This is a genomic window from Paenibacillus sp. O199, from assembly GCF_001636635.1.
Classification (GTDB): Bacteria; Bacillota; Bacilli; order Paenibacillales; family Paenibacillaceae; genus Paenibacillus; species Paenibacillus marchantiae.
The window spans coordinates 67,623-81,836 of sequence record NZ_LGRP01000023.1 but is presented as its reverse complement, the minus strand read 5'-3'; the positions used below and the strand labels follow the sequence as shown (position 1 = coordinate 81,836).

Genomic DNA, 14,214 nt, shown 5'->3' with positions numbered 1-14,214 from the left:
TAGTCGTGTCTAACAAATGGGGTGCAGTTCATGTGTAGCCGACTGGCTTTTTGTGTTGGTTCACTCACTCATTCATATTCAAATCAGGATTACATTTCTGCTTTGGCGTTGCCTGTGGAGTTAACTCCTCTTAATACCCGCAGAGATAACAGGAAACAGATTGCCAGAACAACAGCTGCTGAAACGTAAGGATAGTTGATATTCACATCAAACAGTGCTCCCGCTACAATTGGACCTGCGATATTCCCCAAACTTGTGTAGGCTGAGTTCAATCCGGCCACAAAGCCTTGCTGTTCTTCCGCCAGTTTGGACATCTGCGTACTGATTGCCGGACGCAATATATCCATACCAAGGAAAACGATAAACGTTACGACAAGAATCATCCAGTAGGTGTTCACAAACAAGGTCAACAGTACAAATACGGCTACAAAAAGCAAGCAGACCGAAATGACTTTTTTCTCACCAAACCGGTTTAACAGCCAGCCAATCATGGAGACCTGCACCACAGCTCCCGCAATGGAACCAAACGTAATAATGAATGCAATATCCTTGGTGGTGAAGCCAAATTTGTGATCCACAAACAGTGAAAATACCGTCTCATAGTTAGCCAGACCAAACGCCATGACAAATACGATAATCAAACTGAAAAAGTAAGGCTCCCGGTACGAATGCAGCAACTGGGAAACCATGCCCGGGCTTTTGACCTTGGCTGCACCCGCAACAGGTTTGGTTTGCTCTCCGGTAATTCTGGTCGATTCCGGCAAAATAATCAATGTAATGATGGATGCCAGCAAACCTGCAATACCTGCGGCATAGAAAGGAATCCGAATGCCAAAGTCCGCGATATATCCGCCGATCCCCGGACCAATAATAAATCCTGTAGTAATTGCCGCATTGATTAATCCCATGCCTCTACCGCGTTCTTCATCTGTCGTAATATCTGCGGTATACGCCATAACTGCCGGGAAGATCATTGCTGCACCGATTCCGCCAAGCATCCGGGCCGCGAAGAGCAGCGATGGTGCATTCACAGCACCAAACATAAACTCCGATACAGCAAAGATTAACATGCCGCCAACAATAATTTTTTTACGTCCCAAGATGTCAGACCAACGGCCCGCAACTGGAGAAAACAGAAACTGCGTGAAGGAGAATGCTGCTACCAGCAAACCAACCGTGAACCCGGTGATATGCAGTAGATCCATGTACGCAGGCATAATAGGTACAACAAGACCTATACCTGTAAAAACGAGAAAAATATTAAACATTAACAGCAGCAATGCGCCCCTGTTCCGTGTAAGTAATGCCATGATTCCATCCTCCGTAGGTGTCAAAATGTTGCCTTAAGCTTTATCTTTTGCTATTCCATATAAGAATACGCTAGCCGCCTGGCGGTATAAGGCAAGAGCCTGTTCTGGCTCCATTCCGCGCGACAGCTGACTAAGTCCAATAATGGTGCTTTCCAGAATGAGCGCAAGATTGTCTGCGTTGTCTGCCTTGAACTCTCCGCTCTCTATCCCCTGTTCCACCAATTGTTTGTTAAATTGAATATGCCGCTCAAACATCAAAGATATTCGTTCTTCAATATCATTTTCTTTCTTTTCCCCGGTAAAAAACTCATCTGCCGCCTTGGTTAGCGGGTGATTCATATCGTCGAGGATTAATTGTTCTGCCAAGCCGTAGATCTTCTCCGTAGAAGTATGATACAGATGCTCCTTGGCCGCCCAATTCTCTTCCCATTCCCGATCCCACTCATCAATCAGATACAGAAAGAGGCCTTCCTTACTTTTAAAATGGTAATAGATATTGCCTTTGCTACTGCCTGTCGCAGCCACAATATCTTCAATGGAAGTTGCTTTATACCCTTTTTGCACAAAAAGAGCTCTTGAGGCATCCGCAAGTTTCTTCTTGGTCTGCTCGGTTTGAATTTGCTTTTTATTCATACTCATCCATTTCACTCCGCCTCTTGCATACTGAACGTTCGTTCTGTATTTTAACAGAACCATCACACTTAAGCAATCAAAAAGGAGAATCGGCTTAGTGCCCATTCTCCCTACATAACTTTTATTTCACTTTTTTTCCTTGACCATGAAGTATTTTCAGTTGTCCATTTTCATAACCGACTTGATACGTAACTTTATATTTCGTGGTGACCAATTCACTGTCTTTTCGTTCATCCGCTGTAATAACCGCAGTGACCTCTATTTCATCATTTGACTTGTCTGAGGACGAAACTTCGGCAATGGTAACATAACTGGTGTTGATGTAACCTTCACGGAACTTGGCATAACTTATACCGCTCTGCCACTCACTGCCAAGCAAGGCATAGGCGGTAACATAGTCATTCAGATTCAGGTTCATATAAAATTCGGTCACCAGACCCTCCGCTTCCAAAGAAGCTGAGTCTGCTCCCGATCCCTGACTGCCACTCGTCTGAACCGCCGTTTTAGACGATGATGGTTTCTCAGACCAGGCCTGGACCTGCTTCAATACACTAGTGATAGGAATGCTGAACCCAATTCCACCTTCCTGCTCCACAACGGCTGAATTAATGCCCAATACTTCACCGGTTTCTGCACTGATCAGTGGGCCACCGCTGTTGCCGTGTGTAATAGGCGCCGAGATTTGATACAGATTACTATAGATATACGGGGCAATTTCGAAGCTGCGGCCAACTCCGCTGATAATGCCTGTAGTTACGGTGTTCTCCAGACCCAGCGGACTACCCAGAGCGAGAATCTCATCACCCGTCTCCGCTTTGGATTTGGCGATAGGTAGCGGTTTAACTTTTTTCAGATCAGGCACCCTGACGACAGCAACATCCGTCTCTTCTCCAATCCCGATAACGGTTCCCTTATACTCCTCATGATTCAGGGTTCGAATCGTTACTTCTTTCGACCCCTCCACCACGTGAGCATTAGTTACCACATCCCCCTGATCATTGTAGAGAAAACCGGAACCCAGTCCGCTGCTGCTCTCAATCGTAACCACTTTCTTCTGACTCTCTTCAATAATCTGTTTACGTGTTTTCTTCACGGCTGTCTGGGAGGACGGTTTAGACGCTGTGGTTGCCGTTTCCTTCGTAGTGACAACAGCCAGTCTTGGTCCATCCTGCAGTTGATCTGCTGAATACTGATGAATCCAGAACACCCCTCCTGCTCCCGCTCCAATAATAATTGCACTGGATATAATCGTACTCCATGTTCGTTTGGCCATTCCAACCTGTCCTCCTATTCCAGATACCACGTTGCGTTCACTACAGAAACTTCAGCTTCCTCGTACACACCGTAATAATACGTTTCAAAAAATCCCTGATCCCCTACATCAAGCCAGCTTGGATACACATCCGCATAGGTTTGACCGAGATATGCCCCGTCTGAGCTGTAGATGTCCAGCATAACCGTCACGGAAGAGATAGGACGAGTGGCATTATTCACGATTGAGCCGCTTATATACAGATCGCCATACATATCAAGCGTCGCTTCTACGTCTACAATACTCACCGCTGCTGTGCGGTTTTTCAGGTCTTCTTCTGCCGCTTGTTGCTCAGCAAGTTGAATTCGTTCGGCTTCTGCTTTTTCAAAAGCCTTCTTCTCACTCAGCACCCGTTCGCGATATGCTGTCAATTTGTCATCCTCGGGCGCGTAGGACAGTCCCAGATCAACGGTTTGCAATGCAGCCGTAAAATCCTTTTTCTTCACTTGCTGTTCAGCTTGCTTATAGCTAAGGCCAGCCAGCTTGTCGATGATTTGTTTCTGAACCGCCTCTGCTTCCTTGCCTTTCAATTTCGATACCGTGTCCAATTTCTCAGCAAGTGCCTGTACGGTTGTCAAACTATCGATTTCTTTCTTTACCTTCAGGACAGCCAGTGTCACCTTGTTGTTGTTTAGAGTCGTACGTACCTTGGCAAATATCGGTTCTTCTCGCTCTTTCAACACTTTCGCTACAGCCTGAAGTGTCTTGTCACCTGCAGCAAGTTTTCCCGTTTTCAAACTTGTCGCAGCTTCGTTCAGCTGATTCATTAGATTGAAGGCTTTGGCTGTAATTTGGCGATCCTGCACAAGTCCATCAACATTTGGCCGTTTCGCAAGAGCCGAGTCCAGAAGTTGAAGCGCCTCTTGATATTTTCCGTCCAAGCCCGCCTGCTCCGCCTGTTGATGCAGTGTTTTTACCTCCGCATTGATGCCCATCTCCTGCTTGTAATAATAAGTCAACAAGGCCCCCATCACCGCTGCCAGAAGCAGTGGAATAATCCAGCTAAATGCTCGGCCTTGTGCCGTGTTGCTCTGCTTCGGTGCAGACTGATGCTGTCTGGATAACTGATCTAATGCTTTGCCCGTTCCACTTTCCAGACCAACTGCTGTTTCTGCCCAAATCTGTTCATCTGTAGAGCTTGAATCTTTTAATTTCGTTCTACACTTTCTACATGTGCTGTCCCCTGGATTGCTTTTGGTCCCACATACGTGACAATACACCCTGATCCCTCCATCAAAAAGAACGTATGTATACTATGCTATTTATACATGAATCGACACTTATCATATAGTAAAAAGGTAAATTACACCATATGTTATTGGGATATATGAACGCAAAAAGTGCCTCCCTGTTAATAGGAAGGCACTGACAAATGTATTCTATTCTTGCGTAGGAAAGCTACTTAGATCCATATAGGAAACTTCCCATAGATGATCATCCGGGTCCTGAAAACTCCACCCATACATAAACCCATGATCTTGAGGATCATTATACGGCTTGCCGCCAGCATCCAGGGCAGCTTGTACAATCAGATCGACTTGTTCACGACTCTCCACCGACAAGGCTACGATGACTTCCGCCGTGTCCGCCGCGTTGGATATTTTTTTGGAAATAAAAGATTGAAAACGATCCTCCACCAGCAGCATCGCATAGATGTTGTCTCCAATGATCATGCAAGTCGCAGACTCGTCTGTAAAATTCACATTGAACTCAAACCCTACTTTGGTAAAAAAATCAACGGACCTCTTCAAATCCTTAACGGGCAAATTAACAAAAATCTGCTTAGCGCGAACAGCCACCATCGATCACCTCAATCTAATAGAATGGATTTCACTTCAAATTAACATCTCGCGTATACGCTGTCAATTCATTATAATAACGATATTCCAAACTGTGAGGTGACACGGATGTTATTCCGAATCATTCGAAGTAATTAGTCGTCGGGCTGGGTCAAAACGCGTACCAGCTAACATGGGATACGTCTGCCCTTTTGAGCCTGTTCGGCATCTAATTGTAACGATTTGGTACAACATCTGTCTAGAATCAAGAACTCACATTGGAGGAATCATATAATGAAGAAAAAGATGGACTATACTACTTTTTACGAACGTATTGGGCAATTGAATGGCTGGGACTTCAGCTCCCTGAAAGTGACTTCAGAAGGCATCGAATGGAATTTCTACGAGGAAGTTATACGCTGCACCGAACCGTCTGATCTATTGCTTGATATTGGTACAGGTGGTGGAGAAGCTGTTCTTTCCATCTCGAATGCCGCACTGTTATTGGTTGGAATCGACCTTTCCCGGGGAATGATTGAGACTGCCCAGCGTAATCTTAAGGCATCTGGTTCCAGGTCGAATGTCCGTTTTGTGCATATGAATGCAGAGCAACTGACATTTCCAGATCAATTCTTTAATGTGGTTTCCTCCAGACACTGCGACTTCTGCGTTACAGAAGTATTCAGGGTATTGGCTGATGGCGGTGTATTCCTTACCCAACAAGTCAGTGAACATGATAAATATAATCTCTCCAAGGCTTTTGACCGTGGACAATCGCTGGGCGTTCAGCCTGGCACATTAATGGAACGATACAAACTTGAACTTCGCGAAGCGGGTTTTCGTGACATTGAGGCACACGAATATAATGCAACAGAATATTACGCCACGCCTGATGATCTACTTTTCCTGCTGACCCATGCACCGATCATTCCCGGTTTTGGAGAGAAGGAATCCGACTTAGAGCATTTCCAACAGTTTGTTGAGCAAAATCGCTGCGATAAAGGGATTCGAACGAACTCGGCACGTTTTATGCTGACAGCTCGGAAATAAATCTTATAACATAAAGGCAAAATAAAGCCCATCCACCATTTTAGTAACATGAATGGTGGATGGGCTCTTCAAATACTAAAGATACATCGTAAATCAATTTACTGCGTTACTCCCTTTTTCTCCAGGAAAGGCTTTAATTTATCCAAAACATAATGACTGCCGCCTCTTCCGTTCACTTGTTCAATGACTGCGGCTATAAGGAAGGATGGTGATTCGGTATCAAACACCACAACAAAACCGTTCTCCTGTCCTTTTTCCCCCTTCTTGGCCTTAAGCTCGGCAGTCCCTGTCTTAGCCGCCAGTCCTTCAGGGAGTGAGTTCAAGGAATGAGCCGTTCCTCCCGATCGGGTCACGACCTCGCCCAAGGCATCCTTAACCGTATTTGCGACTTCAGGTGTAATCACAACTTCCGGTTCGGCGGTTTCCTTTTCCTCTATCAGTACAGGCTTCACCATTTTTCCTTCATTAATAAAAGGGGTGAAGGAGGATGCCAGATGGATCGGCGACATCAACATTTCTCCCTGTCCATAGGATGTGTCAGCGAGCAGCACCTCGGATGACAAATCGAGATGTGCCTCGTTTGCATACTGACTTGGTTTCAAATACAGTTCATCCAGTCCAAAGTTGTCTCCAAAACCGAACTTCTGAATGCCATCTATGAACTTGGCGCTGCCCATCTCAACAGCTTCCTTCGCAAAATAAATATTGTCTGAGTAGACCAGCGCATCAACCATGTTCACCGGGGATACACTTTTCACACGTTTCACATAGTAACCGCCCCAGCTCTCATCCTTGCGCCATTGCAGACCAGAGATATCATGCGATTTGTCCGCTGTGGTAACCTTCTCCATCAAACCTGCCGCTGCCGTAATGGCTTTGAAGGTTGAACCTGGTGCATAACGGTTCGTAAACCGATTGATAAAAGGAAGCTTTTCATCTGCTGAATAGGCATCCCACTCTGCCTGTGTCAGTCCCGTAACCATCTTGTTCGGATTATAGGCAGGCGCACTTGCCAGTGCCAGCAGATTACCATCCGTTGGGTTCATCAGCACCATTGCTCCGGCGTCACCACCACTCGATAATGTCTTATACAACTTGCGCTGTTGCTCAGAGCTTATCGTCAGTTGAATATTCTCTCCATCCACTGCATCCTTGCGAATAAGCTCAGAGCGAGTGTTTCCAGATTCATCAGTGATCTCGATCAGGCCACCTCGTTCGCCGCGAAGCTGTTTCTCCAGGGATTGCTCCAGTCCGGCTTTGCCAATCCAATCTTCCGCACGATAGTATCCTTCCGTATCTTTCTCCAAATCTTCCTTGGTGGCCTTGCGTACATAACCGATTAAATGAGCAGCAGCCTCACCAAGAGGATAATATCGTATTTCCTTGGATTGAACTTGCACACCAGCCAGTGCTGTAGGCACCCGGGAGTCCTCTGTTGAAGCAATCGGGACAAAATATTCCGGCTTCACCCATTTCTGTGCAAGTGCGGTGTTAATCATAGCTTCTGTTACTTTGTAATGCTCCGCGATCCGGGCGATCATCGGCTCCGGATTTTCTCCCAGCTTCTCAGGTATGATGCCCCATTCATATATATTTCCCTTTGTTGCGAGGGGCAGCCCTTCACGATCAACAATGTCTCCTCGTTCCGGGAAAAGGGTTTTCACCCGAACTTTGCTTCCCTTGACCATGTCAGTCAGAATCATGGATGGCTTCCAGTTGATCCGCCAGACTTTGCCACCCTCCTCAAGCTCTTCACGCACCAGTTTCAGTGTATGCGTCTCGTCCACTTCCCCGAGGAAGGTTGTTAACTGCAGAATGTAGTCCACTTCGTAGGCATCCGGATTTTGGTTTTGGTTTTTATTTTCATTACCAGTGCCGTCCGTTGTCTCTTCGTTTACTTTCGGTTTCAATTCTGCCTTAATCGCAGTAACCTCCATACCCGAATAGATTGCATTGTATTTTTCCACAAATTGTTCACGGTTCATGCCGGACTCTGTCAATGAAGCAGGCGTCATCAGGGTATACAGTTGATCAAATTCTTTCTTTTGCAGATGCTCTATGTACTGATTAACGGTTACCTCAGGCTTTACTTCCTCTGTTTTGCTATTCTGCATGTATAAGTACATTCCGATTCCACCGGCAAATAAGATGGGAAGCAGTCCATAAATAATTTTACGTTTCGATTTCATGATCACATCACCTCTAATATACACTATAGATTTCCAGCCTCAATTAAACAATGGAACAAATCTGACGAATTTATCATTAAAAATAGCCGAAAGCTCACATAATATGTTTAAATAAGGAGAGTGAGATTACAGTAAAGGAGCCCGATGATGGAAATCAGCTATTTTTTACTCCCCAAAGCCGACGTGGCCTATATCAAGTCTTCCGCTTCGATGAAAGATGCGATCGAGCAGCTTGAATTGCAGCATTATACCGCCATTCCCGTGATTGACCAGGATGGAAAATATGTTGCCACCCTGTCCGAAGGCGATTTGTTATGGAAAATGCGGAGCACTCCCGGACTGACATTTGAGACGATGGATCAGGTCCAAGTGCATGAGATCGACAACCGTGTATATAATGAATGTGTCTTTATTAAGGCAGAAATGGAGGATATGCTGACGCTGGCAGCAGATCAAAACTTTGTGCCTGTGGTGGATGTGGATCGTGTGTTCCTCGGTATTATCCGTCGCAAGGATATTATTGAGTATTATACGCGCAACATCTCCGACTAAATTTGAAATGAATATATGCCTTTTGCTGATCACATTGGCAGAAGACTGAAGCAGAAATGACGAGTCCTTGGGGCAATATCACTAAGTTACTTAACTTAATGACATTGCACATTGAGCTCGTCATTTTTGTGTTTTCAGATAACATCCAAGCCCCACTTTCATCTTTGCGAAAAAAATAAATAAACATATTGCGCAAATTTCGACAAATAACTACAATAATTATTGTGATACGACAAAATTAACCATCAAAAATTGAACCAATGGCTCTATATTTAACGAGGTCCTATCTCTTTTTTCAGAATTTGTTCAGAATCGTTTAGTACAATGATCACATTCTTTTTATTCCGATAGGCGGCACTACTCAGAAAAATCAGGAAGAGGTATTCACTTGAACTACTTAAGTACACGCAACAAGATACTTGTCACAGCTACTGTGATTATGTCTTGTATTTACGTCATTTGGCGTACATTTTTCACCATTCCTTTTGGACATGGCCCTCTCGCCGTAACCGCAGGTCTTGCCCTCCTCATTGTCGAACTTATAGGTATGTTCGAACTGGCCGTCCATTTTTACAATATGACCCGGCTCGAATATCCCGAACTTCCCGTTGTTGACGAAGCCTTATATCCGGATGTGGATGTATTTATCGCAACTTATAATGAACCCACATCGCTTCTGTTCAAGACGATTAATGGCTGTCTGAACATGGATTATCCTGATCGCTCCAAAGTACATATCCATCTGTGTGATGACTCCAACCGCCCCGAGATGCGGGAACTGGCTGCTCATCTGGGCATTAACTACCTTACGCGAACAGAGCATGTACATGCCAAGGCGGGTAACCTGAACAATGCCATGAAGCATACGTCTTCCCCACTAATCGTCACCTTTGATGCAGACATGATTCCAAAACATGATTTTCTGACGTCGTGCGTTCCCTATTTTCTGACCGGAGAAAAAATTGGTTTTGTGCAAACACCACAGAGTTTCTATAATCCCGATCAGTTCCAGTACAATCTGTACTCCGAGAACCGGATACCGAATGAACAGGACTATTTCTATCGGGACGTACAAGTGGGACGCAACAAATCCAATTCCGTCATCTATGGCGGAACAAACACCGTACTCTCCAGACAGGCACTGGAAGACGTCGGCGGTTTCTATACCGGTTCCATTACAGAGGATTTTGCCACTGGTATTGAAATGCAGAGCAAAGGGTATCGCTGCTTCGCTACCAATAAAGTACTGGCCTCCGGACTTGCTCCCGGTGATCTGAAAAGTCTGATCAAACAGCGTCAGCGCTGGGCGCGCGGTTGTATCCAGACAGGTAAAAAAATGAACCTTCTCTTCAAAAAAGGACTTAGTTTTGCGCAAAAACTGAACTACATTTCTTCCATTACCTACTGGTACTCCGGGTTAAAACGACTGCTGTACATCATGTCACCCATACTGTTTGCCGTGTTCGGCGTTCTGGTTGTGAAATGTACCATTCTGGAGATTCTCGTGTTCTGGTTGCCGATGTATCTGTTGACCAACACCTGCCTGCGAATGTTATCCGGCAATATTCGAACCACCAAATGGACCAATGTATATGAGACCATTCTGTTCCCTTCCCTTCTGCCCGCCGTCATTCTGGAAACTCTGGGCATCACGATGAACAAATTCGTCGTTACCCGCAAAGACGGTGCGCAAAATGATGATCGGAACTATCAGATTAAACAGATGATTCCTCATCTGATTCTGGCGGTACTATCCATTATCGGAATCGTGAATTGTATCCACTGGACATTTAGCCAGGGAACAATTGGTTTCCTCGTTGTACTGTATTGGTTATTGATTAATTTCTACAACATCATGATGTCGATCTTCTTTCTGGCTGGACGCAAAGTGTTCCGCAATCACGAGCGCTCAATGGCTGCTGTGGATTGCACGCTCACAACGGAAGGGGAGAGCATCTCCTGCATCACTCACGATCTCTCGGAAGGCGGCATTTCCGTCATGCTGGATACACCAAAGTACATTCCAAGTGATATGGAGATTGGCATTAAACTGGTAAATGACCGGTATTCAAGCGAGTTTACAGGCAAGGTGGCACATGTCGCTTCAATCGGAAACCGTTGGAAATATGCTTTTACCGTTAAGGATATCACGGAACAAGAGCAGCGCCAGCTGCTGCACATCATCTATGATCGCGAACCTACGCTGCCTCAGAAGCTGGACAAGGATATTAGTACATTTGAAGACATTCGCCTGAATTTTGTACGTCGGGGTCAGAGTGAATTCATGTCCAACCGAAAGCTGGCACGAATTGCGCTAAATCGCGAATTGCTAACGGCAGATCATGGAACCGTGACATTGATGGATTTCAACTATGAATTCGTCTTGGTGGAGATGGAGCCTCATGATTTGGTCAATGAGATCCAACTTCCGCTTAGCGAAGACATCTCACTGGAATGCGTGTGGATGCAGTCCCTGCGTAACAAACGAGGCAATTTGTACCGCGTGACCAATATTCGAGATATTGCTCGCAACCATCAGATGCCAACCTTGGAAGCTCTGCTGAAACAGTGGAATAAGGAACATATCCAGTTGGATAAAACAGGCCCTGCATCTCAGGGCAAGAACAACATCTCTCCAGACGAACTGAACGAGATGGCTTATCTATAGAGGGGAGGCAAGAAAGCATGATCAAGAAGTGGAAACAACTGACACTTGTCGCCAGTCTTGTTGTGTTGTGGAACGTATATCCCATTCAGGCTGCTCAGGCAGAGCAGCTTAAGGTGAGTGGGAATACACTCCATGAATGGAACAACGGAGCTAAGGTAGACGCCAGCGTTGATAACAAAGGCAGTATCCAGATTAAGACCTCCACGCTGGGGCTCAAAAAAGGATACTATTCGGCCTACGTCTATGAGCTGCTGAATCGAGACTGGTCAAGCTATGGGGCTTTGACCTTCTCCATCCGCAATGAATCGGACCGAAAGCTGCCTCTTAATATCGTACTGACCCGAGCGGATAAAACTTCCCTTACTGTGTCTGATGATCGAAACGTCATCGTAGTCGAGAAATCAACCGGACAGGCTGAACTGGTTCGCCCGGTATCCGGCCTGATTGCATTAGAACCGGGATTTGTCGGACAGATTCGCATCCCCTTTTCCAGCCTAATGGTCCAGGACAAGGCCAGCACGGCAGCTCAGGTGAACTTGGGTAAAGTCATTGGCTGGGGTATTACAACCACAACTCCCGAAAACGCCAAGCTGAGCTTCCGCATCGGCAACATCAAGCCGTTGTCCAAGAAGCAAGCTGTGGTGGAGAATGGGCTCACCACCTTGCAAATGACCGGTGACGAACGTGTGGTGAAGCCTGTAGCCGGGGAATCCATTGCCCAATACGGTGTTGAATCCTCCTCAGAAGAAAAGCCCAATGTAAAATTCCAGCTCGACACCCCCGTGCAGGGAGTATCCATTACACCGGATGGACTGCTAACGCTTCATACCGATGTCGATGCTGAGCAAGCCACCATACGTGCACTTGTGAATGACAAATGGAATCTGACAACGACCGTCATGCTGGATCGCTCTTCGGCCATGAATGTTCAGGAGAAAGACGGAACGCCACGTTCTATTCCTGACCCATCTGAAGTTACCAAGGTACTCAGCCCTGCGGACCCACTGATGAAAACATCGGTGGGATGGTTTATTCGACTCTTGTTAACAGCTGCCGGAATCCATGGACTCGTCCTCTACTGGATGTGGAGAAGACAACGGAATACCCAGGGCGCCAGAAAACGACGTTCCCGGGATGATCGACAAGCACGGCGACCTTTTCGCATGTAAACGACCCTTGCAGACCAACTCGCATCCTGAGATGCGGGTGTCTGTCTGTTTTACTTGAGCATGTTGCATCACAATAGATACAACGTGCTCCCTTATATGATCCTCAAGGAGGAAAGGCAGTGCTCTTTTCCAGTGTAATCTTTCTATTTTATTTTCTGCCGCTTGTGCTGGGGCTGTATTACATACTGAGATTCTCGATTACGGCCAAAAACATGCTGCTGCTGGTTGCCAGCCTGTTCTTCTATGCATGGGGTGAACCGTGGTTTGTCCTCATCATGCTGGCCTCCATCTGTTTCAACTATATCTTCGCCCTGCTTGTGGACAAGTTCAGAGAAAAACGGAATGTCGCTTACACCATCATTACGTTGATGCTTATCGTCAATCTGGGTATGCTGTTCGTCTTTAAATACATGGCTTTTGCACTGCGTATTGTGAATGAGAATACAAGCTTTGGCCTAAATATCCCGAATATTGCGTTACCGCTAGGAATCTCGTTCTTCACCTTCCACGGAATTTCCTACGTCATCGATGTGTATCGCGGACATGGTGCTGTGCAAAAAAATCTCTTTTATGTCGCGCTTTATATTTCCTTCTTCCCTCAGCTCGTTGCCGGTCCGATTCTGCGCTATAACACAATTGCCGATCAGATGGTCAACCGTAAGGAAAGTTGGGACAAGTTCGCACTGGGCTGCTGCCGCTTCATTGTCGGTCTGGGTAAAAAGGTGCTGTTATCCAACAGCATGGCGATTGTCGCTGATCACATCTTTAGCATGGGTGGGACCTCAGATATTCCAGCAAGTCTGGCATGGCTTGGAGCCATCGCCTATACGTTGCAGATTTATTTTGATTTCTCAGGATACTCCGATATGGCGATTGGTCTCGCCCTCATGTTCGGTTTCAAGTTCGAAGAGAACTTCAGATATCCGTATATCTCCCGCTCCATCACTGAATTTTGGCGCCGCTGGCATATCTCGCTTGGCACCTGGTTCAAGGAATATGTTTATTTCCCACTCGGGGGATCACGTGTCACCAACAAGGATAAAATGATTCGCAATCTACTCATTGTCTGGGGACTGACTGGCGTGTGGCATGGTGCGGAGTGGACATTTGTAGTCTGGGGATTGATTAACTTCGCATTCATTGCGCTGGAGAAAATCTCTAACTTTGATAAAGGTACACGCTTCAACCCGCTGCGGCATCTCTATGCCATGTTTATTGTGGTCATCGGGTGGGTGATCTTCCGTTCACCGGATCTAATACAAGCTGGCAACTATCTGGGCAACATGTTTGGACTGTACGGTAATGGGTTCTGGAGCGAAACAACCTGGATGTTCCTGAAGGAATACGCGCTCTTCTTCATCCTGGGTATTCTGTTCTGCATGCCGATTGCCACGCGAATGAACAAACTGATGGTTGACGGCGCACGTTTCAGCAAACCATTGGAACTGGTGTACCCGATCACGATCATCGTTTTATTCCTGGTCTGTGTATCGTATCTGGTCAAAGGTACATACAATCCGTTTATTTATTTCAATTTCTGAGAGAAGGCACAA

Annotated in this window: 11 protein-coding genes; 5 read left to right on the top strand and 6 right to left on the bottom strand. The window is 46.0% G+C overall.

Annotated elements, in window-relative coordinates; translation table 11 throughout:
• Positions 1-89: 89 nt before the first annotated feature.
• The 5 genes from A6049_RS24605 to A6049_RS24585 form a co-directional block, all read right to left on the bottom strand.
• The gene (locus A6049_RS24605; protein WP_063567173.1) at positions 90-1,310 is read right to left on the bottom strand and encodes an MFS transporter; all 1,221 of its coding nucleotides are present in this window, start codon (positions 1,308-1,310) and stop codon (positions 90-92) included.
• 33 nt (positions 1,311-1,343) lie between these two features.
• A complete protein-coding gene (locus A6049_RS24600; RefSeq protein WP_063567182.1) occupies positions 1,344-1,943 on the bottom strand; it encodes a TetR/AcrR family transcriptional regulator in 600 nt (199 codons plus the stop codon).
• A gap of 121 nt (positions 1,944-2,064) precedes the next feature.
• Complete coding sequence (locus A6049_RS24595; RefSeq protein WP_063567172.1) at positions 2,065-3,216, bottom strand: S1C family serine protease; 1,152 nt, start codon at positions 3,214-3,216, stop codon at positions 2,065-2,067.
• A gap of 14 nt (positions 3,217-3,230) precedes the next feature.
• Complete coding sequence (locus A6049_RS24590; protein ID WP_063567171.1) at positions 3,231-4,475, bottom strand: FxLYD domain-containing protein; 1,245 nt, start codon at positions 4,473-4,475, stop codon at positions 3,231-3,233.
• A gap of 159 nt (positions 4,476-4,634) precedes the next feature.
• Complete coding sequence (locus A6049_RS24585; protein WP_063567181.1) at positions 4,635-5,054, bottom strand: VOC family protein; 420 nt, start codon at positions 5,052-5,054, stop codon at positions 4,635-4,637.
• A gap of 273 nt (positions 5,055-5,327) precedes the next feature.
• On the opposite strand from A6049_RS24585, the gene A6049_RS24580 reads away from it, so the two are divergent.
• Positions 5,328-6,083, top strand: coding sequence for a class I SAM-dependent methyltransferase (locus tag A6049_RS24580; protein WP_063567170.1), 756 nt, complete (start codon positions 5,328-5,330; stop codon positions 6,081-6,083).
• A gap of 98 nt (positions 6,084-6,181) precedes the next feature.
• On the opposite strand, the gene pbp4 is transcribed toward A6049_RS24580, so the two are convergent.
• Positions 6,182-8,272, bottom strand: coding sequence for a penicillin-binding protein PBP4(5) (gene pbp4, locus A6049_RS24575; protein ID WP_063567169.1), 2,091 nt, complete (start codon positions 8,270-8,272; stop codon positions 6,182-6,184).
• Between the two features lie 147 nt (positions 8,273-8,419).
• On the opposite strand from pbp4, the gene A6049_RS24570 reads away from it, so the two are divergent.
• From A6049_RS24570 to A6049_RS24555, 4 genes are all read left to right on the top strand, one after another.
• On the top strand, positions 8,420-8,824 hold the full coding sequence (locus A6049_RS24570) for a CBS domain-containing protein (protein WP_063567168.1): 405 nt from the start codon (positions 8,420-8,422) through the stop codon (positions 8,822-8,824).
• A 388-nt stretch (positions 8,825-9,212) separates the two neighbouring features.
• Positions 9,213-11,492: a glycosyltransferase gene (locus A6049_RS24565; protein WP_095206210.1), complete on the top strand. Its 2,280-nt coding sequence runs from the start codon at positions 9,213-9,215 to the stop codon at positions 11,490-11,492.
• Positions 11,493-11,509: 17 nt separating this feature from the next.
• Positions 11,510-12,661: a hypothetical protein gene (locus A6049_RS24560; protein ID WP_063567167.1), complete on the top strand. Its 1,152-nt coding sequence runs from the start codon at positions 11,510-11,512 to the stop codon at positions 12,659-12,661.
• Positions 12,662-12,780: 119 nt separating this feature from the next.
• Positions 12,781-14,202, top strand: a complete 1,422-nt coding sequence (locus tag A6049_RS24555; protein WP_063567166.1) for an MBOAT family O-acyltransferase — start codon at positions 12,781-12,783, stop codon at positions 14,200-14,202.
• Positions 14,203-14,214: the final 12 nt, after the last annotated feature.

Bases quoted from the DNA above. Each gene is read 5' to 3' on its own strand.
- A6049_RS24605 (WP_063567173.1), bottom strand. From the start codon at position 1,310: ATGGCATTACTTACACGGAACAGGGGCGCATTGCTGCTGTTAATGTTT.
- A6049_RS24600 (WP_063567182.1), bottom strand. From the start codon at position 1,943: ATGAATAAAAAGCAAATTCAAACCGAGCAGACCAAGAAGAAACTTGCG.
- A6049_RS24595 (WP_063567172.1), bottom strand. From the start codon at position 3,216: ATGGCCAAACGAACATGGAGTACGATTATATCCAGTGCAATTATTATT.
- A6049_RS24580 (WP_063567170.1), top strand. From the start codon at position 5,328: ATGAAGAAAAAGATGGACTATACTACTTTTTACGAACGTATTGGGCAA.
- pbp4 (WP_063567169.1), bottom strand. From the start codon at position 8,272: ATGAAATCGAAACGTAAAATTATTTATGGACTGCTTCCCATCTTATTT.
- A6049_RS24570 (WP_063567168.1), top strand. From the start codon at position 8,420: ATGGAAATCAGCTATTTTTTACTCCCCAAAGCCGACGTGGCCTATATC.
- A6049_RS24560 (WP_063567167.1), top strand. From the start codon at position 11,510: ATGATCAAGAAGTGGAAACAACTGACACTTGTCGCCAGTCTTGTTGTG.